At 40.1% G+C, this 26,260-nt stretch carries 23 protein-coding genes; 12 read left to right on the forward strand and 11 right to left on the reverse strand.

Features of this window, described 5'->3' with window-relative positions; translation table 11 throughout:
- Positions 1 to 14 precede the first annotated feature (14 nt).
- Complete coding sequence (locus AWW72_RS10685; RefSeq protein WP_005260215.1) at positions 15 to 605, reverse strand: YqiA/YcfP family alpha/beta fold hydrolase; 591 nt, start codon at positions 603 to 605, stop codon at positions 15 to 17.
- Positions 606 to 866: 261 nt separating this feature from the next.
- On the opposite strand from AWW72_RS10685, the gene AWW72_RS10690 reads away from it, so the two are divergent.
- Positions 867 to 2,213 carry a PGAP1-like alpha/beta domain-containing protein gene (locus tag AWW72_RS10690; protein WP_004776311.1) on the forward strand — a complete coding sequence of 449 codons (1,347 nt, stop codon included), beginning with the start codon at positions 867 to 869 and terminating at the stop codon, positions 2,211 to 2,213.
- Positions 2,214 to 2,588: 375 nt separating this feature from the next.
- On the opposite strand, the gene AWW72_RS19655 is transcribed toward AWW72_RS10690, so the two are convergent.
- From AWW72_RS19655 to gshA, 7 genes are all read right to left on the reverse strand, one after another.
- On the reverse strand, positions 2,589 to 2,837 hold the full coding sequence (locus AWW72_RS19655) for a hypothetical protein (RefSeq protein WP_249409164.1): 249 nt from the start codon (positions 2,835 to 2,837) through the stop codon (positions 2,589 to 2,591).
- Between the two features lie 44 nt (positions 2,838 to 2,881).
- Entirely contained in the window at positions 2,882 to 3,457 is a 576-nt protein-coding gene (locus AWW72_RS10700; protein ID WP_249409166.1) for a hypothetical protein, read from the reverse strand.
- Between the two features lie 79 nt (positions 3,458 to 3,536).
- Positions 3,537 to 4,238, reverse strand: coding sequence for a hypothetical protein (locus AWW72_RS10705; RefSeq protein ID WP_062847325.1), 702 nt, complete (start codon positions 4,236 to 4,238; stop codon positions 3,537 to 3,539).
- 13 nt (positions 4,239 to 4,251) lie between these two features.
- Positions 4,252 to 6,306, reverse strand: coding sequence for a peptidoglycan DD-metalloendopeptidase family protein (locus AWW72_RS10710; protein WP_062847314.1), 2,055 nt, complete (start codon positions 6,304 to 6,306; stop codon positions 4,252 to 4,254).
- A 10-nt stretch (positions 6,307 to 6,316) separates the two neighbouring features.
- Positions 6,317 to 9,643 (reverse strand): type VI secretion system Vgr family protein, encoded by a 3,327-nt coding sequence (locus AWW72_RS10715; RefSeq protein ID WP_062847315.1) that lies wholly within the window; start codon positions 9,641 to 9,643, stop codon positions 6,317 to 6,319.
- 176 nt (positions 9,644 to 9,819) lie between these two features.
- Positions 9,820 to 10,326 (reverse strand): disulfide bond formation protein B, encoded by a 507-nt coding sequence (locus AWW72_RS10720; protein WP_062847316.1) that lies wholly within the window; start codon positions 10,324 to 10,326, stop codon positions 9,820 to 9,822.
- A 54-nt stretch (positions 10,327 to 10,380) separates the two neighbouring features.
- Positions 10,381 to 11,958, reverse strand: coding sequence for a glutamate--cysteine ligase (gshA, locus tag AWW72_RS10725; RefSeq protein WP_062847317.1), 1,578 nt, complete (start codon positions 11,956 to 11,958; stop codon positions 10,381 to 10,383).
- Between the two features lie 269 nt (positions 11,959 to 12,227).
- On the opposite strand from gshA, the gene AWW72_RS10730 reads away from it, so the two are divergent.
- The 5 genes from AWW72_RS10730 (at position 12,228) to AWW72_RS10750 (ending at position 17,554) form a co-directional block, all read left to right on the forward strand.
- Complete coding sequence (locus AWW72_RS10730; RefSeq protein ID WP_062847318.1) at positions 12,228 to 12,767, forward strand: DUF924 family protein; 540 nt, start codon at positions 12,228 to 12,230, stop codon at positions 12,765 to 12,767.
- A gap of 36 nt (positions 12,768 to 12,803) precedes the next feature.
- A complete protein-coding gene (locus tag AWW72_RS10735) occupies positions 12,804 to 13,361 on the forward strand; it encodes a CC0125/CC1285 family lipoprotein (protein ID WP_004776316.1) in 558 nt (185 codons plus the stop codon).
- Between the two features lie 17 nt (positions 13,362 to 13,378).
- Positions 13,379 to 14,686 carry a DUF445 domain-containing protein gene (locus AWW72_RS10740; protein WP_062847319.1) on the forward strand — a complete coding sequence of 436 codons (1,308 nt, stop codon included), beginning with the start codon at positions 13,379 to 13,381 and terminating at the stop codon, positions 14,684 to 14,686.
- Between the two features lie 245 nt (positions 14,687 to 14,931).
- On the forward strand, positions 14,932 to 16,086 hold the full coding sequence (locus AWW72_RS10745) for a pyridoxal phosphate-dependent aminotransferase (RefSeq protein WP_062847320.1): 1,155 nt from the start codon (positions 14,932 to 14,934) through the stop codon (positions 16,084 to 16,086).
- Positions 16,087 to 16,186: 100 nt separating this feature from the next.
- Entirely contained in the window at positions 16,187 to 17,554 is a 1,368-nt protein-coding gene (locus tag AWW72_RS10750) for an MATE family efflux transporter (protein ID WP_004776321.1), read from the forward strand.
- Between the two features lie 334 nt (positions 17,555 to 17,888).
- Here the strand turns inward: AWW72_RS10750 and AWW72_RS10755 are convergent, their stop codons facing one another.
- Positions 17,889 to 18,716, reverse strand: a complete 828-nt coding sequence (locus tag AWW72_RS10755; RefSeq protein WP_004776323.1) for an SDR family NAD(P)-dependent oxidoreductase — start codon at positions 18,714 to 18,716, stop codon at positions 17,889 to 17,891.
- 313 nt (positions 18,717 to 19,029) lie between these two features.
- Between AWW72_RS10755 and AWW72_RS10760 the strand changes: the two genes are divergently transcribed.
- The 3 genes from AWW72_RS10760 to phoR all read left to right on the forward strand — a co-directional run bounded on the left by AWW72_RS10760 (position 19,030) and on the right by phoR (position 22,037).
- Positions 19,030 to 19,707 (forward strand): TetR/AcrR family transcriptional regulator, encoded by a 678-nt coding sequence (locus tag AWW72_RS10760; protein ID WP_004776325.1) that lies wholly within the window; start codon positions 19,030 to 19,032, stop codon positions 19,705 to 19,707.
- A gap of 251 nt (positions 19,708 to 19,958) precedes the next feature.
- Positions 19,959 to 20,669, forward strand: coding sequence for a phosphate regulon transcriptional regulator PhoB (phoB, locus tag AWW72_RS10765; protein WP_004776327.1), 711 nt, complete (start codon positions 19,959 to 19,961; stop codon positions 20,667 to 20,669).
- A gap of 9 nt (positions 20,670 to 20,678) precedes the next feature.
- Positions 20,679 to 22,037, forward strand: coding sequence for a phosphate regulon sensor histidine kinase PhoR (phoR, locus tag AWW72_RS10770; RefSeq protein ID WP_062847321.1), 1,359 nt, complete (start codon positions 20,679 to 20,681; stop codon positions 22,035 to 22,037).
- 65 nt (positions 22,038 to 22,102) lie between these two features.
- On the opposite strand, the gene AWW72_RS10775 is transcribed toward phoR, so the two are convergent.
- Positions 22,103 to 22,555: a PACE efflux transporter gene (locus tag AWW72_RS10775; protein ID WP_004776331.1), complete on the reverse strand. Its 453-nt coding sequence runs from the start codon at positions 22,553 to 22,555 to the stop codon at positions 22,103 to 22,105.
- Between the two features lie 94 nt (positions 22,556 to 22,649).
- Here AWW72_RS10775 and AWW72_RS10780 point away from each other — a divergent pair, with 94 nt between their 5' ends.
- Both AWW72_RS10780 and AWW72_RS10785 read left to right on the forward strand, forming a co-directional pair.
- Positions 22,650 to 23,543: a LysR family transcriptional regulator gene (locus AWW72_RS10780; RefSeq protein ID WP_062847322.1), complete on the forward strand. Its 894-nt coding sequence runs from the start codon at positions 22,650 to 22,652 to the stop codon at positions 23,541 to 23,543.
- Positions 23,544 to 23,946: 403 nt separating this feature from the next.
- Entirely contained in the window at positions 23,947 to 24,798 is an 852-nt protein-coding gene (locus AWW72_RS10785; RefSeq protein WP_062847323.1) for an ADP-ribosylglycohydrolase family protein, read from the forward strand.
- A gap of 263 nt (positions 24,799 to 25,061) precedes the next feature.
- On the opposite strand, the gene AWW72_RS19780 is transcribed toward AWW72_RS10785, so the two are convergent.
- Positions 25,062 to 25,190: a hypothetical protein gene (locus AWW72_RS19780; RefSeq protein ID WP_265936685.1), complete on the reverse strand. Its 129-nt coding sequence runs from the start codon at positions 25,188 to 25,190 to the stop codon at positions 25,062 to 25,064.
- Positions 25,191 to 25,283: 93 nt separating this feature from the next.
- Here AWW72_RS19780 and AWW72_RS10790 point away from each other — a divergent pair, with 93 nt between their 5' ends.
- Positions 25,284 to 26,189, forward strand: coding sequence for a LysR family transcriptional regulator (locus tag AWW72_RS10790; protein ID WP_062847324.1), 906 nt, complete (start codon positions 25,284 to 25,286; stop codon positions 26,187 to 26,189).
- The last annotated feature ends 71 nt before the right edge of the window (positions 26,190 to 26,260 follow it).

The raw sequence follows: 26,260 nt of genomic DNA on the forward strand, positions 1-26,260 counted from the left end.
TTGGTCTGACTTCCTTATTGGAGGGCTGCCGATAAAAATTCGAGAACTAAAGGTAATTTTTCTTCAAAATCATCCATTGCATGATTACCACCAGCGTCAGTTAAAATCAATGAGGATGGATGAACTGCACTATAATAGCGTTGAGCCTGACGATAATCCAAGACTTCATCGCCTTGTTGCAAAAGCACGAGAATTTTATCAGCATGCTTTAACTTCGTGTCAGCAATCGATTGTAATTGCTGCAATTGATCTGTATCAAGTGTCCATGATTCAGTGACTTTGAGCGGGATTTGTTCAATGCCGAATAAATCTTGAAATAATTGCCATGGTTGCATAGCAGGATTAATCAGTACAGCAGGACAGCCATACTTTGCGACAAGGTATGTCGTATAAAAGCCACCAAGACTGCTTCCCACCAAAACCACTTTATCACGTGGTAAACTTTCGATAAGCTGAGAAAGCTGTGCAAGTACCTGATCAGGTGTCCGATTTAAATCAGGTAAATGCACCTGAACATGATCGAGTCCTGCACAATATTGTTGCAATAATTGCCCTTTTATCGACATCGGGCTACTTCGAAAACCATGTAAATAAATAATTTGCATATGCACCAAAAGAGACAGCGGCTTGACTTATAGTGAAATAAATCACATTATTTTGCTTAATCGTTATGCAAATAACAATATTAAATACAGATAAGCTCAATATTGTCGGACATAAAAAACGATACTGCACTCCGTTCATCAGTATTCTAAAAAAACTACTTATGAAAGATTTAAGATGTAAGCGTTTGTTGTAGTTTATCTAAATAGTATAACGTGAATCACTTCAAACCTTCGGTATATATCAAGGATGGGGAAATCAATATGCCAAGTTTAACACCTCTGCATGAAACCTACTGCAAGTGGGATCGTACGCCCCCGAGTCAGGCAGATGTTCTGGAGGGTTTAGCCCAGCTCGTCAGCACCAGCTTAAGCGGGGTACACGAATTGGTGCAACTGGTACAAACTGAGGTATTACGGACAACGCTCGGTTTAAGTGCACAAAAAGCCAAGAATTTACAAAAACACCCGCAACTGCAAAAGTTCTACCAGTTTTCCTATGTGGCTCTACAAAAATATGGCAGTCATTTTCTTGCCCCTAATTTACGCCGCATTATCGCCAAATTCCCTATTCTGCATGACAAGCCACTGACGCCGACATTACATTTTGCAGTAGGTGCATTGAACGGTATTTTCGGTGATTTCTTTTTAAAGCAACATAATCCAATGGCATTGCCAATGGTGCTTTACGACCACTATGGGTCTTTGCAGCAAGGAGAACTGACGGGCCGTGTCGTGATCCTGACACATGGTTTATGTATGAACCATCTAACTTGGTCTAACCATCGTTATGGTGGGATTGGGGAACGTCTGCTGGCTCAACGTGATAACAACACCATGTTGTATCTGAACTACAACACAGGGCGTCGGATTTCAGCCAATGGTCGTAGTTTTGCCAACACCTTAGAAGATCTGGTCCAGCGTAATCCACGTATTACCAGTATCGACCTGATTGGACACAGTATGGGTGGACTAGTTTCTCGCAGTGCCCTGTTTTATGGCAAGCAGAATCTATATCAATGGGTACATATGGTCGAGAACCTCGTCTGTATCGGCTCGCCACATCATGGTGCAGTACTGGAACGTTTTGGCTTTGTATTGCAGGATAAACTTGGTGCATTTCCATTTATCAGCCTGATTGGTCAGTTGGTCAATGTACGCAGTAACGGCATCCTAGATCTACGCCACGGCAGCGTTCGTGATGATGACTGGGAACATAATGATGCACGTATTGGTTTTGCAGATGACAATCGTAAGCCCGCACCACTCCCATCACATATTAATACTTTCCTGATTGCAGGAACTTTAGAATTTGAGAAACTTCGTAATAAAGCACTCTCTGTGATTGGGGATTATCTGGTCAGTGTCAAAAGTGCCTTGGGTGAACATCCAAATCCACGTTTTCAACTTAAGCTACCAGACACACATAAAGCGGTTTTTTATGGGCTGAACCATTTTGAAATTCAGTATCACTCCAGTGTCGCCGAGCAGATTACGCGTTGGTTATATCCTGATGCGAGAGAAAAAGTGGAAGCTGGGGTACAGACACATATGATCAATGTACCAAACAATTATACCTTTGATGATTTAGAAGGCATTGTTGAAACTTAAATAGATAAGCCCAGCTTTATAGCTGGGCTTTTGTCCTTAAATAAGCTAATTTTCAACAGATAGAGTGCATATATTTAAAAAATTTTTAAATAATTCAATCCTCATAACAATCTATATGATCGTTAGAAAATAACCCAATAGATTCTACCTTCTCATCTTGACCAACAGTATAAATATAATAAAATTTAGAATCCTGTGGAGCTAACTTATATTCATAATAAGCCTCACCTTCTTGATTATCTATTTTCTTTGTTTTATCAATAGCTTCTAATTTTGATAATTTACGTACATTTTCCCCAACGCTTATTCCATTCCCATCTATAACCTTTGGATTCGTTGTATTTATGGCCGTTAGAAAACCTTTATTATTAATATCTAAGTTCGTCTCATTATTATCAATAATAATATTTTTCCATTTTCACAACCTATTATACTACTAATATCTTTGTAGTTTTGAACAATAATATCATCTTTATATTTTTTTAAAATATCTTCCAAACTACTCCCTAAAGTAATTCCATTCAATTTATTAAAATTCAAACTATCTTTACCTAAAGCATGAACTTCGATTTTTGCACAACCAACTAATAAAAATAGTGAAAAAAATAACCCAGATTTTTTCAAAATTAAATATCCTCTATATAACTTCAACACCTATAAAAGTATAGTTACTCTTCACAATCCGACATAGAGAAATCTTTTTCCTGTAAATGAATTCCTTGTATTTCACTATTTACTATATCAAAAGCTAAAATATTATTCTTTTGCTCACTATCAAAAACCTGATAGTTAAAATCTTGCTGAGAATCCCCAGCACCTTCACTTTTAATTTTTATGACTTTATACCCTGCTTTATAATTATTATTTATATTCTCAGCAGTCATCCCATTACTAATACCTTTTGATGTATACACACTTTTATTTTCATACTTAATTAACATTTCAACTAACTTTTTAGAATGGAAAGTATATGAAATAGCTAAGTTAGGATTAAAAATAGTGGTACAACTCCCCATCTCACTCATTAAATTATCTTTTGAAGAAAAATTAATTTCAGAGTATTTATCACCAATAGAATAAACCTTTCCATTATAATATAAAGAATTAAAATCTATAACATTTTTCTTACTTTCAATTTCATTAGCATGATTACATGCCATCAATATTGAACATAATGACAACAACAAAAACCTATTCATAATAAGTATTTCAAAAAATTGGCTTTTAAAAAACACGATAAACACATAGCTTCACTCCTACTATTTATATTAATTATTATTCTAGGGTTTAGGTATTAAATAAAACCCTAGAATAAAATTTTAGTTATTTAGTTTCTTTTTCAGCTGCTAAAACACCTGTAGTTTCACAACCTAAGGTTGATGAAATACATTTTAGATTAACGTTCAAAGTAATCTTGAATGGCGAAGTTTTTCCATCTTTATAAGTTTTAACATTTGCAAGATACGTATACTGGCCTTTCTTAGCATCATATGTTACTTGGTCACCCATTAGTAGATCTGTTTTCTCACTACCATCTTCACTGTTAGAAAGAATTACGGGTATTTCGGTAAAATTATTATTTTTTATATTATAAAAATAAGTTGTGACCTGATTTTTTTTAAAAGGAACTCTCATGTAATCTACAGTACTAATTTCTCTCATTCTAAAAGCAACAATATCTTTATCATGATATAGCAAAGTAAAATCAACATTAGATTTCAAAGTAACTGTTGTTTCAAATACATTATACACATATTTTCCATTTAAAACTTGAACCCCATATTTCTTTAATGTGTAGTTAATATTTTTCTTTGTTTTATTAATATTACCAAAATCAGTTAATTTTATTTTAAAATTAGGACTAATAACAGAATATTTATTATATGTATCTATATATTCCACAGGTGATTTTACTTGAGTAGAATCTTGTAAATAATCATTCCAAGAAGAATTTTCTTTTGCATAACAAACATTAAAAGAAACACCACAGGCGATTATCATTGCAAAAGTGTTCATAAATTTCATAAAAACCTCAAAATCAATACGGTAAATTCGCATTTATAAATGGTATAGGGTCAATCCTTCCATCCAATCCAACGCCTAATAAAGGAGCGCTCCTTGCTTCAAAATGAAGATGAGCTCCATTGGAAATTGCCGTCATCTTATTCGCATTGCCAGTTGAACCTGTCTTTCCAATTTCCTCTCCTGTATCCACTGGATCATCTTTATCCACATTAATATCTGACAAATGAGCGTAAAAAAAGTAGACATATTGATTTTTTGTAAGTTTACTCTGAGCATATTTTTTTTGTTTTTCCGCTAAGTCATTTATATCAACCCTTAAAACAATAACTTTACCATACGCACCACCAGAGTCCTTAGCAAAAACAATCACCCCTCCACAGACAGCATATATTTTTGTGCCGGGATTAGCTTGTAAGTCAACGCCTTGGTGATTTTTGGTTCCATTATTTCTTACTTTACCAAAGGTTGCGCCTTTTGCGTTAGCTAAGCCAGCTGTCCGCAACTTACAATCACGTAAAGGATTATGCCAACCTTCATCCCCTCCCACAGTTTTCTCATCACTTTGAACTTGAGGTTTATTACTCTCACTCTTTGGTGCTGATTGTTGAGTATTAGTAGTTTGTGTCGCTACCGGTGAGGTTACTTTTTGCTCTTTAGAAATAGGGGATGGTACTGATTGTCCTTTTAATAGTTTAATTGTTTCCTCCATGCTTAGGTTTATTCCCGAAGTTTTACTCTTATCGACGACATACTGATAAATATTGATGTGCCCATCAATATAATTTCTTAGCCATGCTCCATAAGCTGCTTTCGCATCACCTTTATACCTTTTTAAGAATTCTTCAGCCTGTTTAGTGCCATTTTTACCAAATTGAATAAACAATAGTTTCTTAGCTCGTTCTGAGCTTAAAGTATTTAAGACGAAATTCTTTCCTCCTGAAGCCCCCTCATGGTGTAACAAATAAGCAAACTTTGCCATTGAACTTGGCTCAGTTAAATTCTGATAAGGAAGACCAGAAGTTTTAAAATTACTAACAGCATATGCAGCGGCAGCATCAATTGCCATTTCTGCATTGAACCTCAAATTTAATTTTTGCTCTTTAGTTAATTTTGGATTATTTTTTACATATTGCCCAACTAATGAATTCCTATCATTACACATAGCGAGCCATGTTCCATCTAAGAATTGAGTCAACCCAGCAGCAGAACTAGAATTTGCTTTACTATTCACATTCCACTCCCCAGTTTTTTTTATTTTTGCAGCTTCGGCATCGATAACAGCTGCTAATGAATGTGCAGTAAAACCATGTCGCTTAGCGGCGCTCACAATATAAGCTCTATATTTATTATTAACTGGCTTTAATAAAAAATTATCTTCTGTAAATTGTGCAGCAATTATATGTGTACTATTACCAGCATCTGTTCGTTTCTGTTCCTGTCTTTCTTCAGGTAATTGATTTTTTTCTTTAGATGCTACTCTTTGGGGCTGATGAGGATTTTTTGTAGTTGATAAACTTTCAAGCACTGAAGAGACTCCATCGACTATCGGCTTACCCACCCTTTTTAAACTATTTTTAATTTCAGATGCAGTCTCGTTAAGTAAGCCTTCTTTTACATAATGTGATCCTTCTACTTTAATTTTTCTTGAAGTTAATTTTAATACTTTCCGACCTAAGGGAAGCGTTTTATGGTCAGCAATTAAATCAAAGCTGCCATTTATATTTTTGAAGAATACTTTTAGCCCCTTAGAATGGTCTTCTATTCCTATATCATCAAATATACCATTAGTTGTATTCTTTATGATTTTCTTGCCATCAAAATCCAATTGAATTGTAGCTTTTAAGATTGATTTGAAAGAAAGATCCATTAAAACTATTTTTAATTGGGTTTCATATTTATGACCGCTACTAGACTCATCTTTTAAATGAATTTTCTGCCCTATTTTCAAGTTATGAATCATTCTGCCTGATAATGAGTTAATTCTCGCAAGCTCTTTTACTGTAATACGATGTTTTTTTGAGATTCCCCAAAGAGTATCACCAGATTTAACTATATAAACATTTGACATATAGACTTACCTATTGTTCCAAATCTTTTTTTTCAGCTTGCAAACCATGCTCACCAATTTCAAATTCATCTTCATTTTCTTCTTCGAATTTATCCTCATCATCAAAGATACTTGACCATTCATCAAAACCAATCAATGCTTCGTATCGTTTTGATTCTTCTTGCATTGATAAATCGCTTTTCCCTGTTGAATTCGTTACCCCTTCCCAAATAATTTCTTTTTTATCTGGCTCATACATCTGTATTTTTGCATTTTCTATCCCCGTACCTGCTAAACTTGAGAATAAGAAATCAACAGCATACGGTCCTATTTTTGGTAATTCAGGAACCTCGTATGAAACCTTAGCCCCACTCACAAACAAATGCTGCCCAGCCTTACTTTCAAACTTACCACCTGTGGTTGAAAACACCCCATTGGCATTAATCTTGAGTTGAGATCCACCGGCTGTCAGTACAATCTCTTTCGGACTGGTGATTTCAATCTTATCTTCTGTAGAAATTAACTTAATGACCCTCTTGGCAATCGCTTCAATCGCATCATCCTGCGCCTGCAACTCCAATTTCCCTTTTGCGGCATAAGCTCTAAAGCCTTTCTGTGCTGCAAATAGGCTAATCTTGTCTTGTGCGTGTCCAATAATATTCTTCTGTGCGCTTAGGTTAATTGAACCGCTGGCACTCTCGGCAATATCCTGAGAGGCCTGCAAAATAATATTTTCAGGCGTGGTTAACGCAATTCCATTCGGCGATGCCAACAACATCAGCGCCTGCCTGAAAATCTTACCTTGCTCTTGTTGCTTGGCATCGGAACTACTTTCCAAACCTTGGGTATATCCCTCCATAAAGCCCTGTAACGAGCCCAATGCTTTAGATGGCGTGATTTCTAACTTGCTACCTTTACTAAAGGTCCCACAGGCACTCATTAGCTCAAAGTCTTTAATATCGACATTGGCTAAAACCTTTCCAACCTCTTTAATACTCTCAAACGGGTTCTGCTGAATCCGATCTTTGATACTGGCAAGTTTGCCTTTGATCATATCAGCGCCATGCTCTTCAATATTTTCAATAAATGCCTTAAGGTTCTCTACAGCATCTTTGGCATCACCAAAGAACGCATTAAACTCTTCTACGGCGCCTTTAGCATCGCCGCCGAGTGCCCCAATATCCTCAATAAAACCACCGCAATCTTTTAAGGCATGGATCGGATCACTATTCATTCCTTCTTTAAACAGATTCAAGGTACTATCCAGTGCCTGTCCTGTGGTTTTAAGTTCTAAAGACTGAATAAACTTCGGTAAACGGTTAATCACATTCAGTGCATCGGTCTGCTGTTTCGCAGCAACTTCACTAAGCATTTTCATACTGTCATAGCCTTGGGACAGTAAAGATTGTGCTTGAGCAGCTTCCAGATGATCAGCAATCGCCTGTTCTTGGGAATACGTACTAATCAGCATACCCTTACCTGCCCGCACCGCACCCCAAGCATCAGTTCTAAGCTCAAAACCTTCACCACGGCCATCACTGGTCTCTTGTGTTTTAGGATGACTTAAATTACCAAGATTGAGCTGTGTTGCTGCATGGCTACTTTGTAACTGCGTGCTGATTTGCCCAGTCGTATCGTCAAATCGTAACTGGTTAAATCCACTTCCATTGACTTCCTGACTACGAATACCACTGAGTTTTTTGGTATCTGGAAGCTGGCCTTTAATATCGAACTTGGTTGGAGAACGTTGTGCTTCATGGATGCGTCCTGTAACAAAAGGACGATCGATATTGCCATCAAAAAAGTCGATGACCACTACCTCACCAATACGTGGCAGAAAACGTGCGCCATAACCTTCGCCTGCCCATGGCGTCAACACATCAACCCATGCCGAGTCAGTGTCGTTGTCATTGCTACCCGCACCGCCATCATGCCCATTGTCATCGCTACGAGTGAATAAAAACCGGACCTTGATCCGTCCCCACTCATCCACATGAATAGCTTCACCTTCTGGACCAACAACTTTAGCGCGTTGCGGATAGGCAATCGGACGATACTGTTCTGGATCATACTCAGGTGTGGTCTTAATTTGACGGCGAATCAAGGTCAGTTCATTTCCTTGCCGTTCAGAATCCTCAAGACTGTGTTTATCCCAGCGACTGAGCATCAATAGCTGGCTCACCTGTTGTTGAAGGTCTTTGGGTAAATTATTCTGGTTATAGAATTTTTTGGCAGTGATTAAAAACTCCTGATCAGCACCCTCATGCTGATTAATTTCAGGATGTTCTCTTAAACTAAACCAATAACCGACCTGACTATCACGCACAGTACTGTAAGCCTTAAAATACTTGGCCTGACTGGCATACATATCATTCAACTGCTGATTTAATTTTTCTAACTGGTTCCCACCTGAAGCAGTGGCCTGATCGTCACCCTTTAAATCCTGCATCCAGGCTGGACTGACATGCCATGCCTGCTCAAGACTTAAACTAGCTGAGTCAAAACTTTCTGAATGCTGATGCGTCGTCACAACGGAACCTGCACCTTCTTCCTGCGTTAATGCATCTGGCTGCCAACGCTGGACATGAACTGCGGTCGGTTGCAAGCTTCTCACCGCAATAAAGCCAGTAATACTATCTTGATATTCTGTTGCGCTGCTTCGATGAAAACGAATACTACGACGGTCTAAAGCCCGATATTGGCTGTTATCATCAATCAATCTGAGTTTCTGCGGCTGCACAGGCACAGTAGCATGTAAAACAAAAAGTTCCGCTTCATCAACTAACCAGCTGATTCCTTCACTGCGCCATAAACGTGTAAGAAAATCATAGTCAGATTCATTGTGCTGCATAATGAAGGGGCGAATATCATAATTCTGACTTAATCCATCAAGATCGAGTCCTAAACTTGCTGCAAAAAGTGGGCTTTTCTGTTGCCATTCCTTGAATAAAACTTCAGTGACTTCCACGATGCTTTTATTCATGAAAACACGGCTGTTACGGCGCTGATGCCATAAACTGGTCGCGTCTTTTATAGTTAATTTATAGAGCGTTAAGGCACCATCACTTTGCCCGTAACTGGCTTCCGTTACGATTCCCGTGGTTCGGAACAATTGCCCCGAATCAGTCACCTGATCAACTGCAACCTGAACGCCGATAAATTGTTTTAGAGGAATTTGGGCATTGGTGGACAGGCAAATCAAATCAGCCTCTAAACCCGCATTCAGCTGATGTTGGCCTTCGATACGCTGTAAAAAAATTTGGTTATTGAGGAGTTGATTAGAAAATTGTACGTGGATGGCACGCTTTTGTGCATTTAACCCTATTTTTTCTAATACATTAAATATATTAAAAGGCATTTTTTATAATCAGATCGTACGGGGAATCGCCAGAACTTTATAAAAAACAGAACGCACTGTCTACAAAAAAACGACCTTTTTTAGCAAAAAGTTACACTTTTGTTAGTGTATGACAAAACAAAACCCGAAATATAAATCCTATATTTCGGGTTTTAGGGAAACTAAATAGTTGTCTCTTATTTTTTAACCACACTATAATTTCTAAATAACTGCCATAAGCAGATCAATAAAATTAAACTGAAATACAATAAAGACCACACTGGAAGTGATTGTCCCAAGAAAGTCCAGTCCACCACCGCACATTCGCCCGAACCCGAAAGTACTTCTTGCAGTACAGTTTTCATTGGTAAGGCATCAACTAGATAATCCAGACCCGGACCACAGCTTGGTACTTTATCTGGTGGTAAACTTTGCAACCAGACATGACGTGCCGCCACGCCAACTGACCAGCCAATCGATAAGGTCGCCAAGAACGCATAAAAACGTTTGAAAGCACTTGAAACAGGGTTATGAATAAATGCAACCAGTGCAATTAATCCCATTCCAATCAAGCCAAGGCGCTGGAAAATGCAAAGTGGGCAAGGATCCAAACCTTGCACATGTTCTAAATACAACGCAAATGAGATACCAATGATGCTCGTCAGTACCAACAACGCACTCACTAAGCGGTAATTCCAACGCATGGGAAATCCTCTAAAATATTAGGGTCTGTTGACCTGTTGCTCGTTCAACAGGCCCTAGCGATATTGTGCAAGATATTGTTCAAAACTCATGTCGTTATCTTGTTCAAGTTGCGCCTGTTTTTGCAATGAAGTTTGCGCTAATTGCGCAAAGTAATGTTTGGTTTCTTCACTCAGTGGATGCTGGTCATAGTGATCGACGTGTTGCTGGGCCATCACACTACCAAAGTTCCAGGTTCCGCCATGTTGTAAGGTATCTGCAATCACATGGGCTGAAAGTGTCTCTTCAACATGGTCCAAACGCTGCTGCATAATCTGGATCGCATCCTGATAAAGATGCGTATCTTCCATTTGATCTAATAAAATCGCGCAACCTTGAATTGCATTTAAATGACGTTGTGCCCAGTCTTTTAACGCAATCGAATTTGAGCCTTCTTCAATCTGTGCATCTCCTGCACGACCACGATTGACCACTTCAAGTTGATTACGATCAATCTGTTCCTGCTCTTCCGCAAACAGATCTGGGCTGTCATTCAATAAACAGTAGAGCGCTAGACTTTCCAGAAAACCAGCCGAAATCTCGTCAATACCAATCGCGCTATATGGGTTCACATCCACAGCACGCAATTCTACATATCCAACACCACGGTTTTTCAGTGCCTGAGATGGTGTTTCACCTGCTTGAGGCACCTGTTTTGGACGAACCAGACTATAGTATTCATTTTCAATCTGGAGCACATGGTCATTGATCTGAATTGGCTCACCCTGCTCATCATTTAAACCTAAATCGGTAAATGCAGGATAAGGGGTATGCACGGCTTTCTGTAATCCATCCAGATAATCATGCAAGTCATTGTAGTGAATCCCCAGTTCTTTCTGTGCCGAGTTCTGATAACCCAAGCGTCCCATCCGCAAGGCGGTCGCTTCTGGTAAATATAAAGTTCCTTTTACCAAAGGCTGCAAATGATGTTCACGACCTGTCAGGAAACAGCGACATACCGATGGACTCGCGCCTAACATATACATGACCAGAGGAATTAAGCGGATAAAATTCCGGATCAAGCCAAAATAGCGATGACTACGATAATCTTGCAGGCTGAGCTGTTTTAATTGTTCATCTTGCTCATGCTGCTGTAAGGCAATAAATAACTGGTCTGGAAAAGATAAATTATAGTGAACCCCTGAAATGGTCTGCATACGGCGACCATAACGCACGCCCAAGCCACGGCGGTAAAGCGTTTTAAAACGGCCAATATTGGAAGAACCATATTGAGCCAGTTTAATATTTTCTTCGTTATCATCCAGCATACAAGGCATGGATAAAGGCCACAGTCGTTCGCCTTCTTCCAGTTGCTGATGCACGACACTATGAATATCACTTAACTCATTTAAAGCTGCGGCAATCGTCGTTTGAGGAGTGGTAATAAACTCCATCAAGGCTTCTGAATAATCGGTGGTGATATGTGGATGTGTCAGTGCCGAACCCAAAGCTTCTGGATGATTTTTTTGTGATAAAAATCCATTACTTTGCATACGTAAACTTTCACGCTCAATCCCGCGTAACATCCCTTTTAATAGCGATGCATCTACCCAAGTTGGTATCACAGAGGAAGTAAGTGTGCTGGGTTGATTCATATTATAGGCTCGCTTATTCAAGATCAGCCGACCACATAAAAGGTAGCGACTTCGTCGACCATACAGACATCATGACAATGCCAATCCCTTCGACTCAGCCAATTATAACGACAATTATGATCTAGTCATCTAGGCTCTGTTAACATTTCATAAATGCTTGTGACAGAAATCCCTGTTTAGTTTGGCAATTTTTATCACAATCTTGTTACATAAGACACGCTGAAATTGTGATTTTATTGAAAAATAAATCTTCTAGAGGAGGCTCGCCCATGCAAGCGCAAGACATTCTGAATTTTTGGTTTGACCCTGACCACCGCTCACTCTGGTTTGCCAAAAGCGATGATTTTGATGCAAAAATTCGCGAGTCATTTCAAGAGATTCATCATAAGGCAGCTCAGGCGGAACTTTGGTCATGGCGCAAAACTCCTGAAGGCCGTTTAGCTGAAATTATTGTACTTGACCAGTTCTCCCGAAACTTATATCGAGATCAGGCACAGGCCTTTGCTTACGACAGTCTGGCCTTGGCACTGTCACAAGAAGCGATTAGCTTACAATTAGATGCTCAACTCAGTCCTGATCAGCGCTCATTTTTATATATGCCCTTTATGCATAGCGAATCCAAACATATCCATGAATTTGCATTAAAATTATTCCAGCGCTTAGGCAATGAAATTAATTTAAATTTCGAGAAAAAGCATAAAGTGATTATTGATCGCTTTGGACGTTATCCACATCGAAATAAAATTTTAGGGCGTGACTCGACACCAGAAGAACTGGAATTTTTAACACAACCGAATAGTAGCTTTTAAGTCGATCGCCCTCGACACTGAACATAGGAAAAGCATATGAAATCTTTATTAATATGCACACCGCTCCTTGTCGCACTGACATTTGCAGGATGTGCAACGGTTCCTTCCAAACCCAGAACATTTGACCAACTCGGTCAATTCACCGCTTATCCGTTAAATAACAAAACTTACCGTGTCGGTTTTCAGGCGGATAACAATTTGAGTTATGGTACAGCAGAGGAAATTACCTTGCTCAAAGCAGCGCAAACCACCGTTAAAAATGGTTTCCGTTATTTTAGTGTGGTGGATGACCCAAGTAATGCCCGTCATAAAGCACCACGTCAGGCTGTGATTTATCCGACACCATCGTATTATCCTTATGGTTACTATCGTCGTCACCCAGCCTTTTGGCCTGATCCATTCTACGATACCCCACAAGTGGTCAATATTGATCCAATTCAAGTGTCGTATACTATCGAGTGTTTCAAGACTCAGCAGCAATCGCCAGATGCCTTTGATGCACAACTGATTTTGCAATCTTTGGGGCCAAAATACGGTTTGAGTCCAACAGGAGAAGTGTTGCAGCCACCTGCACCACCTCAAAATAAAAAGTAAGTTAAAAGGATGGCTCAATGAGTTCAGTCGAAGAAATCCACGTACCTAGCCTACAAAGAAGTAAATACTTCGCCACCATGGCCCTGATTATTGCCGTGGTGTCATGGATTGCTTTAATGGTTGCGGCGCATTTTCTCCCTGAATATAAATGGCTCATCCATATCTTTATGCTGGGCGCAGAAGCAGGCGTGGTGGGTGGCTTAGCCGATTGGTATGCGGTCACAGTATTGTTCCGTAATCCTTTTGGCAGAATGCCTCTACCCAAATTATTGCGTGACCACACCGAAATTATCCCACGGAACAAAGCCCGTATTGCCGAGTCGATGGGACGTTTTGTGCAGGAAAACTTCCTGTCGCCGCAAATTGTCGAACGCAGTTTACAAAATGCCGATATTAGTTTGGCCGTTGGACAATGGTTAGCCAATCCAAAAAATAATCAGCATGTAGTGCAAATGATTCAGCACACTGTGCCAAGAATTTTTGAATTTGTTAGTCAGGATCAAATTGCACACTTTGTTCAGAATAACAGTGTGCAATGGGTCAGAAGCACCAAGGTCAATAAGCTGGCCAGTGAAATGCTACGGGCAGTACTGGAAAATGATTTCCATCAGGATGTATTACAACGCGGACTGGATCTGGCACATGAATGGATGGTATCTCATCCTGAAGAAGCACGCGATTTATCACGTAAACTATTTCAAGAGCTTGGTGTCTGGAAACTAGCCAAAGGCGCTAGCTGGATCGGGATTGATGTCCAGCAACGTACCATCGATTCGCTGATAGAAAAAGTTGAGTCGATGCTGGCCAATCCTGATCATCCGTGGCGTCAGGATATTGAAACAACCACACACAATCTGATGCTGGAACTGGCAGATACCGAAAGCGAAGCCAGCCAACGTTTAAACCGTGGCAAAGATGCGTTACTCGATAGCCCGCAAGTATTGAACTTTATTAGTGGTGCGGTCGCGATTCTATGTGATGCAATCAAGACCGATTTAATGCAGGAAGATTCAGGGATTGCGACTAACTTACAGGCGGCGATACAGCAACTAGGTGAAAGCCTGATTCAAAATGAAAAAGTACGTCATGTGTTAAATGAAAAAATGATCGGCTTAGCGACCAATTTCAGTGAGCAATACAGCGACAAGATCATTCGCTATATCAGTGAACGTATCCATGAGTGGGATTCTCGTGAAATGATTGCCAAAATCGAAAGCGAGGTTGGCGGTGATTTGCATATGATCCGTGTTAACGGCGTGATTGTCGGGGCTTTTATCGGTTTAGCACTCGGTGTTATACGTGCTATTGTGGAAAATGTTTTGTAAATAAATCAAATCGTAAAGTTCTCTAGCTCAATTTAAGTTGGGATCAACTATCGTGACGGCGGCATGGATGCCGCCCGTAGTGCTGCGGCCTCAAGGATGGACCGTCAGCACTACAAAGGATTTTTGTTACTTTTCATCCTTGAAAAGTAAAACATGCCTATGCAAATTACATATAATTTCTCACAGCATATGAGGCTGTGCAGAGTCATCGTAAAAAAGAAATTAGATATTAAAAAGGACATCCGATGTTGCAACTTCAGTCAAAACTCCCAAGCCAAGGCATTACCATCTTTAGCGTAATGACTGAACTCGCACACCGCCTCAATGCCCTCAACCTGTCACAAGGCTTTCCCGATTTCCCAGCTCCACCAGCATTACTTGAAGCGCTTAGCCAAGCGACGCTCTCAGGCCATAACCAATATCCAGCAGGTGATGGTGTGCTGGCTTTACGAGAACAACTCGCCACACAATTTTTACAACGCGATCAAATACAACTTAATCCTGCCACTGAAATCACCATCACGTCAGGCGCAACCATTGCGATCTTTTGCGCCATTCAAGCCTGCATCCATGCAGATGATGAAGTGATCATTTTTGATCCCAGCTATGACAGCTACGCCCCAGCAGTTCAACTGGCTGGTGGAAAATCCATTCATATCAACTTGGAAGCACCCTCTTTTCAGGTGGATTGGCAAAAAGTCAAAGACCGTATCAATGCGAAAACCCGCATGATTATTGTGAATACGCCGCATAACCCAACGGGTGCAATCTGGTCAGAACAAGACTGGCGACAACTGATTGAACTAATTCAAGATAAAAATATCGTGGTGCTGTCAGATGAAGTCTATGAACATCTGGTATTTGATGGACAAAAGCACTTTAGCGCACTGCAATTTCCTGAATTACGCGAACGCAGTTTTGTGATTGGTTCTTTCGGTAAAACCTACCATGTCACAGGCTGGAAAACTGGTTATTGTGTTGCCTCTCCGCAGCTGATGCGTCTGTTCCGCCAGATCTATCAGTTTGCCAATTTCTGTGGCAATACCCCTTGCCAGTTAGCCCTTGCCCATTACATGCAACAGCACCCTGAACATATCCAAGAGCTACCTCATTTTTATCAGGCAAAACGCGATCTGTTTAATACACACATTCAAGATTCACGTTTTCAATTCCTGCCTTCCCAAGGCACCTATTTCCAGAATCTGGATTACAGCAACATTCGTCCAGATCTAAATGATGTTGAGATGTGCCAGTTCCTTGCGGAGCAACACAAAATCGTGGCGATTCCCATTTCAGTATTTTACCGACAAGCGCCAGAATCACTGCGCTTGATCCGATTCTGCTTCGCCAAGACTGATCAGACACTACAACGTGCAGGTGAAATCCTCCTACAGTGTTGATCAACAAAAAATAAACCGAACGATAAAGTTCCCAGCATCGCTTATGATGGTATGTTGAAAAAAATAGATACGCTTCAGGATGAAGGGTGAAGGAAACTGAATGACTCCACGTCAACCTCTGGTGATGCAACCAAATCTCTGGAAAACATTTTTTGTGTTTCTGGTGCCTTTGATTGCCACCAATATTTTACAAAACCTATCGGGAACGATTAATACCATCTTTGTCGGTCAAATGATGGGCGTAGATGCGATTGCGGCTGTTTCCGTATTCTTCCCGATCCTGTTCTTTTTGCTTGCCTTCGTGATCGGTATTTCTGCTGGGACAACCGTACTGGTGGGACAGGCATGGGGCGCACAAAACCTTGAAAAAGTCCGCTGTGTAATTGGTTCGACCTTATTTATGACCATGATCGGCGGATGCATTATCGCGGTGCTCGGTCTAGTATTTGCCAAGCATATTCTGGAATTATTGGGTACAGATCCAAAGGTGATGCACCTCTCCTTGCCTTATGTGCAATGGATGCTGGTCGGTAGTCCGCTGTTGTTTGTTTATATTATTTATACTTCGATTCTTCGCGGTGTCGGTGATAGCGTCACACCTCTGATTGCCTTAAGTCTGACCAGCCTGATTGGTCTAGCCGTAACGCCAGTTTTACTGAAAGGTTATTTTGGTTTCCCTGCATTGGGAATTGTCGCGCCCGCGATTGCAACCATTATGGGCTATGCCTTTGTGCTGATTTTTTTAGCCGTTTATCTGAACCATAAAAATCATCCATTAAAGATAGATCGTCAATTGTTGCAACATATCCGCCACGATGCCGAGCTCAGTAAATTAATTCTAAAACTTGGGATTCCAACAGGCATTCAGATGGTCACGACGTCACTGGCGGGACTGGTGATTATTGGTCTCATTAACCATTACGGCGCGCATGCCACCGCTGCCTATGGTGCCGTGAATCAGGTGCTGAACTATATTCAGTTTCCAGCCTTGTCGATTTCGATTGCGGCCTCGATTTTTGCGGCTCAAGCAATTGGTGCAGGTAAACCTGATTTATTGGCCAAAGTGACTCGTACAGCTTTGGGCATGAATTTCTTGTTTACGGGAACATTGATTGTTCTGGCCTATTTATTCTCAAAATATTTAATGGCGCTGTTTATTACCGATCACAGCGTAATTGTATTGGGACAACAATTGCTGTTTATTGTGTTGTGGTCAATTTTATTTTTTGGCGCCAGTGCAATTTTTGCCTCGATCATGCGTGCCAGCGGTACAGTCAATATCCCGATGCTGATCAATATTTTTACCATTATCCTGATCGAAGTACCGTGTGCCTATTGGTTCAGTTCATTGTGGGGCTTAACGGGTATCTGGATTGCCTATGCGCTGTCCTTCGTGAGTCTGTGCATCTTCCAAGGTTTTTATTATCAATTCTTCTGGAAGAAATCAAAAATCAAAGTCCTTATTTAACCTGAGTTCGAGGCTGAATATGGTACTTGGAAACGTCATCTACAACCTGCGTGGTGTAAACAAGGTAATGTTTTTGCGATATATTTTAATAAATCCACGAATAGAACAGGTTTTGTAGATGGCCATGGTTTTGCCTACTTTTGCCAAAACAAAAGTAGGGCGAGCCGCAGGCTGATCCTAAAATTGGGTGAGAACATGGTAAGATTCCACCAAGCTAATTATTTTCAATAGCTTAGAGGGTAGTCAAACCGAACTCAGATTGTTTAATATCTGCTTGTTCTGACACAAATAAAAAAGCCATTCACAGAGAATGGCTTTTTTATGCTGTAATGACTTACATCATCTTGGTTGCAAAGGCGGCAATACGTTGATAACCCGTTGGGAATAAACGCTGGAAAGAATCCACAATACGTGCATCTGTACCAATTAACAGACGGCGTTTATCTTTCTGCACTGCATTCAGAATTTGACGTGCAGCTTCTTCTGGCGGCGTACGCAAGAACTTATCAAATTGTTTGATTGATTTGCTCGGATCCATGCCCAAACTCTTCAAGCTGTCATTCATTTTCGCTGCTTTGGCAATATTGGTACGAATCCCGCCAGGATGTACACAAAGAGAGCTGACACCGCCCTTCTCAATATCCAGCTCCTGACGTAATGATTCAGTGAAACCACGTACTGCAAATTTGGTTGCGTTATATGCAGATTGGGTTGGCTGCGAGGTTAAACCAAAGATACTTGAAATATTGATGATATGACCATCTTTGGTTTGTTTGATAAATGGCAGGAATTCTTTGGTGCCATACACCACGCCCCAGAAGTTGATGCCTACGATCCACTCCAAATCTTCATAGCTTGCACCTTCCACAGTTGAGCCAAGTGCTACACCTGCGTTATTGAAGATCATATTAACCGAACCATGATCCTGTACCGTCTCTTGCGCCCACTGTTTCACCGCATCACGGTTTGACACATCAAGTACTTTCGTCGTCACTGTTACAGGGTATTGCTTCAATAATTCAACAGTTTGTGCCAAACCTTTTTCATTGATATCACTTAAAGATAAATGACAGCCTTGTTTCGCTAACAAGATCGCCAGTTGTTGTCCAATCCCAGAACCAGCACCCGTGATCGCTGCGACTTTATTTTTAAAATTTTTCATTGCCTATCCTTTGTGTTGCGAATGATATGCACAATATTCGCCCCAATCATGCGTTGTCATGTGCTGTTTAACCTGTAACCAATATAATTTTGACAATACAGGTTGTCAATATAGTACACTCAAGCTTTAAGACAAATGGCAATAACCGACACCTAACATGTCATAATAGGCCTATTTACATTCTTGATCGAAGATGTTTAAAAGAGACAATGCATATTTTCAAAATTTAGTTATGCTAGATCAACAGCACATAGTAGCTATGTAAAAAAGCACGAGATATACGATTTAGAGAATTTTAGGGAACGGTTTTTCAATGGCAACTCAAGAGCAAGCGACAGACAAGAAAAAAAAGACAGCAGTGAAAGAGCGACAATTCAAGGGTCTTTCTTTAACTGAGCGCAAAGAAGCACGTCGTGAAAAACTGATTGAAGCGGGTATTGCGACTTACGGTACACATGGCTTTTTCTCGGTGACCGTTAAAGATGTCTGCAATGAAGCCAAGCTGACTGAACGCTACTTTTATGAATCATTTAAGAAAAGTGAAGATCTGTTCCAGACTGTGTTTCTGAAAATGATCGAAAAAATGCAAACCTGTCTGACTCAGGCTGTACTCATGGCAGCGCCTGAACCTAAAAACATGGTGAATGCAGGCTTATCAGCACTCCTGAACGCCATTAAAGATGATCCGCGTATGGCACGGATTATTTATATCGATGCCATGCTGGTTCAGGACCTGCATAATCAAGCCACGATTCAGGAAACCTTGACCCAGTTTGACCGTATTATTCAAGGCTTTGTGATGATTACCATGCCCAATGCGCCGCAAAGCACCGAAGAAGTGTCTTTAATGGCAACGGGCTTAAATGGTTATGTGACCCATATTATTATTCGATGGGTCTCAGAGGGCTTTAAACAGCCGCTTGCAGATGTGCTTTCAGCTTGTTGTGCTGTCTTTTTGTCCTTTATCGAAACAACATCTCAAAAAAATTAAAATCGTTTTACAGTTTTGTGACATGAAAAGCAGTTCCATGACAAATTGATTAACTCAATGAATTTATTTGCTTTATGCCTAGGCAAGCTGTCATCATTTGGTCATTGCGCTGCCCCACAATTGTCACAATTTATTGCTAAATTCGACTTTATTCCCTCTTTTGCAATGATATTGTCATAATTAATCTTTGTAATAAGCCTGTCATAACAACAAAACGGTTAAACCGTTACGGAATTTAAGGGTATTGCGCTGTGAAAGATGACTATATTTTAATTGTCGATGATGAGTTACCGATCCGCGAAATGATCCATACCTCTTTGGATATGGCAGGCTTCCAATGTTTACAAGCTGAGGATGCTAAACAAGCGCATCAGATTATTGTTGATCAGCGTCCTGCACTTATCTTGCTGGATTGGATGTTACCAGGTGGTGTGAGTGGTGTAGACTTATGCCGTCGCCTTAAACGCGACGAGAACCTGTCTGAAATTCCTGTAATCATGCTGACGGCACGAGGTGAAGAAGACCATAAAGTTCAGGGTCTTGACGCAGGTGCAGATGATTACATGACCAAACCCTTCTCGACACGCGAACTGGTTTCCCGTATCAAGGCGGTATTACGTCGTGCCAATGCACTGAGCGGTGAAAAAGTGATTGATGCCAATGGCTTATTGCTGGATCCTGTCAGTCAGCGTGTTAGCTTTGGCAATAGTATTTTAGATATGGGTCCAACAGAATATCGTTTACTGGCCTTCTTTATGACTCACCCAGAACGCGCTTATACACGCGCCCAATTACTTGATCAGGTGTGGGGTGGCAATGTCTATATCGAAGACCGTACCATTGACGTGCACATCCGTCGTTTACGCAAAGTGTTAGAGCCTTTTGGCGTTGACCGCTTTGTCCAAACGGTTCGTGGCACAGGTTATCGCTTCTCGACACGAGCAGATTTAGCAGTAGGTTAAAAATCTTTTATGTATGAACCTTATCCCGTCCCTGAACTGGCACGTGAACACCAGCGTTTTCGCTACAGCAGTTTATGGACGTTTGCAAAACAAGATTTAAGACTGTTACTTTTTTTCTTATTGATTGCAAGCTTAGTTGGATTTGGGGTTGGATACTTTTGGAGCTGTATTTTTATTGCTTTTGTGGTGTTTTTCGCCCTGCAGCTCCGCTCGCTTTATCTGGTCAATGAATGGATTTCAAACCGCCCCTATGATGTCCCGCCCAACTTAAACGGGATCTGGGGTGCATTACTGTTCAATGTTTATCGTGCACAACGTCAGGAACGCATTGTTCAAGCGGAAATGGTTGGTCTCATTGACCGAGCCCAGTCTTCTCTGGTTGCTCTGGCAGAAGCCGTGGTTCTGATTGATGACCAACATCAAATCGAATGGTGGAACCCCGCAGCCGAAAAGCTATTGAGTATTAGTCCTCTCGACCGCGGACGTAACTTATTGTCGATTTTACGCCAACCAAGTTTCATTGAATATTTTAACAACCCGGATCAATCTCCTGATGGGATTCGTCTGCAAGCGCAGATGGAAGAAGAGCGTTATGTGCACGTCAAACTCACCCGTTTTGGGGGAGAAAGTCGTTTATTGGTCGCACATGACACCACGCGCGTCCATAATCTGGAACAAATGCGTAAAGACTTTGTCGATAATATTTCACATGAATTGCGTACGCCGCTGACCGTACTCAGTGGTTATATCGAAACCTTTACCGATCAAGATGACATTACACCGCGCTGGAAACGTGCTTTTACGCAAATGCAGTCCCAGACCAAACGTATGAATGCCTTGGTCAATGATTTATTGTTGTTATCGAATTTAGAAAATAATAAGAAAGTCGCAAAAAATCAGATTATTGATATGGCAAATCTGATGAACCAGATTTTTGATGATGCGCGTGCTTACAATCTTGATTATGGTCATACTTTAAATCTGGATATTGATAGCCATTGCGACCTGATTGGCTCGGATATTGAAATTGCCAGTGCTTTCAGTAATTTAATTACCAATGCAATTAAATATACGCCGCCTGGTGGCATCATTACCATTGGTTGGCATGAAGCAGGTGACCATGCCTCCTTTACGGTACAGGACAACGGCATCGGGATTGATCCAAAACATTTACCACGCTTGACTGAACGCTTCTATCGTGTCGATAGCGCGCGTAGCCGTCAAACTGGTGGTACAGGTTTAGGACTTGCCATTGTAAAACATGTACTCATGCAACATGGCGCTCATCTAGAAATCACTTCTAAAGAAAATGAAGGCTCAACCTTTACTGCGATCTTCCCTAAAGAACGCCTTTATCGAATGCTGTAAAAGTTTAGCTTCAATAAAAAAGCCGATCCTTCTCGATCGGCTTTTTAAATTCTGGATCATTCCAATCAACTACTTGCTTTCGCATTGAGCTCTGTCGACTCGACCAAATGACTTGGCAAGCCAAAGATATGGTCAAAGAAGTAATTATAAACAAAGGTATAACATGGGATCAGTACCATCAAACTGAAGTCCAGCAAGAATGCTTTGACTAAACTGATTTGCATCCACCATGCGATCAATGGAATCAAAATCATGACCAGCACAATCTGGAATCCAATCGCATGCGCAACACGTCTCAACACGGTACGCTTTTTCGACGTTTGAGTTTTTTCCCACATCTCAAACACGTAGTTATAAAAAAAGTTCACTGTTACGGCGATGACCGCAATTAAAATCGACAAAGGCCCTGTATGGCTAATGGTGGTACCTGAAAGTACTGCCAGCACCATTGCACAGATAAAAAAGCTAAAAACTTCATAGAAAAAGACGTAGGTGACTCTTCTCTTGGTTCCTTGCATTACAACACCTTGAAATAAATAATGAGTGGATTTTACGCTTTAATTTTGATAAAAAAAGTCAATCGTTATCAGTACATCTGACAAGTGAATTAAGATGAAATTGACCAGTGAACAACTTGAACTGATTCTTGAAATTATTGATCGTGGTAATTTTTCGGCGGCTGCCCGAGCACTGAATCGGGTTCCTTCCGCAGTCAGTATGGCGATTGCTAACTTAGAGGCAGAATTAAATTTAAAATTATTTGAACGCAGTAAAAACCATCTTGCTCCCACTGAAATTGCTTTGTCCATCGAACCCCATGCCCGATTGATTGTGACTAAATTGCGCCAGCTGGAAATGCATTTAACTGAACTTTCAACAGGACTGGAAACCCGTATTGCGATTGGGATCGCTGCGGATATCAACCAGAAGCTGCTCTTGGCTGGTATTGAACATTTGATGCAGCGTTATCCGCTTCTGGATATTGAAATGGTCAGTGCGCCACAACAAGAATTAAAAGCACGTTTACATCAAAATGAAATTGATCTTTATATTGCCTATAGCTCATCCGAACTCGACCTGAATGAACGATTCCGACTGCTCGGAACTGAAAAATTTGTCGCGGCGGTTTCCCCTAAAGATGCGCAACAGCTTAAGGACAATAATAAAAATGAACTCACCATGCTCTCTGAACTCAGACAGATTATTGTGGCAAGCAAACACTATCCCCTTCCAGATAGTCGCGTTCTGGTTTCTGATTCCTGCTGGTATACCGATAGTTTATTTATGGCGATTAATATGGTGGAACAAGGCTTCGGATGGGGAAATTTTCCGCTCTCGATCGTGCAAGAGCATTTTGCGAAAGGCAGTTTGATTCGACTCGAATTTCGTGACACAACAAATCGACTGGATATGCCGATTCATGCAATCTGGCCGAGTCACAAACCTTTAAGTCAAACAACTCAGATGCTCATCGAACTCTGGACAAAAGAAATCAATATTGAATAAAAAAAGCCCGACATCCTGTCGGGCTTTTTCGTATTCCTTTCACTAGGTACAACTCCTGTCATACCTCACATCCTGATGCCTGAACTTATCATTTTTGTTTTATGTTCTGGAACTTCCTGTTCCTGATGTGTTCATATTAGGCAATTCAACCTAGGTTGAAAATGGGACATTTCCGTTAGTAAATGTAAGTAAAAGCGTACACAATTTTTATGTTATTCATTAAATGAAATCTGCTTAAATACAATAGTAATACTTCAAAATACGCAGTCCTATTAGTTTATTTAATGATAAAGTAATTAAACGTAGAGGGATTTTCTTATCTCATTTTACTCAAGATATGAAATAGATTATTTTTTCTTCTTAGGGTTTATTAAAAATATAGCGGAAAAGAGGGTTAATTTGCGTGTTAACTGAAATAGCTATTGCAGATGCATATGGTGCAGGATTTGAGTTTTGTGCCACAGAAAAAATTAATGCTCATAATAACTTAGTGTCATATTGCCAACATGAGTTATATGATATTTCAGGTCAATATACAGATGATACTCAAATGTCGATTGCTATAGCTGAATTTATCTTGTCTGGAGCAGAATGGAATAAAGAAAATATAGCCACAAAATTTATAGAATGTTTTCAAAGAGATATAAGGGTTGGATATTCTGAAGGTTTCTACAATTTGTTAACTCAAGTTGGATCTGGGAAAGAGTTACTTAATAAGCTGATCTCAACCAGTGAAAGAAATGGTGCAGCTATGCGTTCAGTACCTATCGGTTTTTTAAAGAATAGGAGTGATGTTATTACGTTTGCTACATTACAAGCACAAATAACACATGACACTAAACTAGGGATAGCATCTAGTTGTTCAGTAAGTTTAGCAGCATATTTTGGCTTACAAGAGAAAGGTAGATTAGCAGAGTTAAAGAGTTTCTTAGAATGTGAAGGCTTGGATGAATGGGATTTTAATTGGCAAGAAAGAGTTTCTTTAAGTGCATATGATACCGTTAGTGCGGCTTTTACCTGTTTATTAAAACATGACTCAATGAGTTCACTTTTGAAAGCATGCATTCAATTAGGTGGAGATACTGATAGTGTTGCTTCTATAGCTATAGGTCTAGCCACATGCTTTACAGAATATAAGAATGATTTACCAAATCATCTTTTTAAAATGCTAAAAGAAAATGACTATGGAATCCCTTTTCTAAAGAGCTTGGATAATGATTTAATTAATTTACTAAATTCTACTGATGATCATTAAAAAAGCCCGACATCCTGTCGGGCTTTTTCGTATTCCTTTCACTAGGTACAACTCCTGTCATACCTCACGTCCTGATGCCTGAACTTATCATTTTTGTTTTATGTTCTGGAACTTCCTGTTCCTGATGTGTTCATATTAGGCAATTCAACCTAGGTTGAAAATGGGACATTTCCTCTAATCAGTGTAAGCAAAAACGTACATCAGCATGCCCTCATCTCATTTTTCCAATTAGTCATAATATAAAAGATAATACGAGCACTTCTCTAATCGCCAGCTAAATCAGCCTGCTGCGATATCACCTGCACTCCCATATAGCTGTCATAACTTTGCGCCAATAGACAAATCATCACAAAGGCAACTAAGGTCAAAATCTGCTTTTTCATTCTCATCATTTGCTACCTCATTCAAGCATCTATGAAAAAGGTATAAGATTTTTTCCATCTCATCTAATATAGAAAAAACCAGCACTGATCTAATTTTGAGATATGTGGACATTAAAACAATTTAATTATCTAATCACGATTGTAGAAACGGGCGGTTTCATTGCCGCCTCAGAAAAGCTGTTTATTGCCCAATCCGCCTTAAGCAGGCAAATTAAAAATTTAGAAGAAGAACTAGGCTTTGAAATTTTTGATCGTTCCGAGAAAAAAATTAAACTGACCACTGCGGGAGAAGCACTCTATAAAAGTTTAAAAACCAATATTGATCATTTAAAAAGTTCAATTGTCAGCGCCCAAAGTATTAGTCGTGGTGAAGGTCGGATTATTAAGATTGCCCATTCCAGCAGTATTGTACTTGATCAAAACAAACTCGAAATCTTTGAGCAGTTATGTGATAGCCATACCATTGATATTGAAATGAATACTTTATCATCTGAGTTACAACTCGAATATTTATTGAATGGCACAATTGATCTGGGTTTTATCCGGCCGCCGATTTATCACAATTTAGATGAGGTCAATTCGATCAGCCTATATACCGCCCCATTATATGTGGCTGCCCATATTGCCGATCCGGTTTTAAGTGAAAAAGAAAATATTTCGATACGCGAATTAGCCTCATTAAATTTTGTTTCTGTACCGCATAAAGCGCGTGGTGGTCTCAGCTATCTGGCCGCCAACTTATGTCTGGTCAATGGTTTTTCTCCGAAAAGAACCCGAATTTATTCAAGGAAAAGGTCTCAACTGGAACTGGTCGCCAATGGCTTTGGTATTTGTATTGTGCCTGAAGAATTTAAAGTGATTCTGCCGAGTAATGTCAGGCTTATTCCAATTCAGGACGAGAATACACTCAGTGAAGTGAAACTGATCTGGAAAAAGGATGAAGACCTGCTGATTGACCGCTGTGCCGCCTCAATTCATGCGTATTACAATGCCAAGCCAATCAATTAAACAGCACTCTAAAAAAATAAAATGAAAAAAGCCCGACATCCTGTCGGGCTTTTTCGTATTCCTTTCACTAG

Source organism: Acinetobacter sp. NRRL B-65365, from assembly GCF_001605865.1.
In the GTDB taxonomy this organism is placed as follows: domain Bacteria; phylum Pseudomonadota; class Gammaproteobacteria; order Pseudomonadales; family Moraxellaceae; genus Acinetobacter; species Acinetobacter vivianii.

Coding starts and splice junctions, on each gene's coding strand:
- AWW72_RS10755 (WP_004776323.1), bottom strand. CDS start 18,716: ATGAAAAATTTTAAAAATAAAGTCGCAGCGATCACGGGTGCTGGTTCT.
- phoR (WP_062847321.1), top strand. CDS start 20,679: ATGTATGAACCTTATCCCGTCCCTGAACTGGCACGTGAACACCAGCGT.
- AWW72_RS10705 (WP_062847325.1), bottom strand. CDS start 4,238: ATGAAATTTATGAACACTTTTGCAATGATAATCGCCTGTGGTGTTTCT.
- AWW72_RS10760 (WP_004776325.1), top strand. CDS start 19,030: ATGGCAACTCAAGAGCAAGCGACAGACAAGAAAAAAAAGACAGCAGTG.
- AWW72_RS10720 (WP_062847316.1), bottom strand. CDS start 10,326: ATGCGTTGGAATTACCGCTTAGTGAGTGCGTTGTTGGTACTGACGAGC.
- gshA (WP_062847317.1), bottom strand. CDS start 11,958: ATGAATCAACCCAGCACACTTACTTCCTCTGTGATACCAACTTGGGTA.
- AWW72_RS10715 (WP_062847315.1), bottom strand. CDS start 9,643: ATGCCTTTTAATATATTTAATGTATTAGAAAAAATAGGGTTAAATGCA.
- AWW72_RS10735 (WP_004776316.1), top strand. CDS start 12,804: ATGAAATCTTTATTAATATGCACACCGCTCCTTGTCGCACTGACATTT.
- AWW72_RS10740 (WP_062847319.1), top strand. CDS start 13,379: ATGAGTTCAGTCGAAGAAATCCACGTACCTAGCCTACAAAGAAGTAAA.
- AWW72_RS10685 (WP_005260215.1), bottom strand. CDS start 605: ATGCAAATTATTTATTTACATGGTTTTCGAAGTAGCCCGATGTCGATA.
- AWW72_RS10730 (WP_062847318.1), top strand. CDS start 12,228: ATGCAAGCGCAAGACATTCTGAATTTTTGGTTTGACCCTGACCACCGC.
- AWW72_RS10710 (WP_062847314.1), bottom strand. CDS start 6,306: ATGTCAAATGTTTATATAGTTAAATCTGGTGATACTCTTTGGGGAATC.
- AWW72_RS10775 (WP_004776331.1), bottom strand. CDS start 22,555: ATGCAAGGAACCAAGAGAAGAGTCACCTACGTCTTTTTCTATGAAGTT.
- AWW72_RS19780 (WP_265936685.1), bottom strand. CDS start 25,190: ATGATGAGAATGAAAAAGCAGATTTTGACCTTAGTTGCCTTTGTGATG.
- AWW72_RS10690 (WP_004776311.1), top strand. CDS start 867: ATGCCAAGTTTAACACCTCTGCATGAAACCTACTGCAAGTGGGATCGT.
- AWW72_RS10790 (WP_062847324.1), top strand. CDS start 25,284: ATGTGGACATTAAAACAATTTAATTATCTAATCACGATTGTAGAAACG.
- AWW72_RS10750 (WP_004776321.1), top strand. CDS start 16,187: ATGACTCCACGTCAACCTCTGGTGATGCAACCAAATCTCTGGAAAACA.
- AWW72_RS10780 (WP_062847322.1), top strand. CDS start 22,650: ATGAAATTGACCAGTGAACAACTTGAACTGATTCTTGAAATTATTGAT.
- AWW72_RS10745 (WP_062847320.1), top strand. CDS start 14,932: ATGTTGCAACTTCAGTCAAAACTCCCAAGCCAAGGCATTACCATCTTT.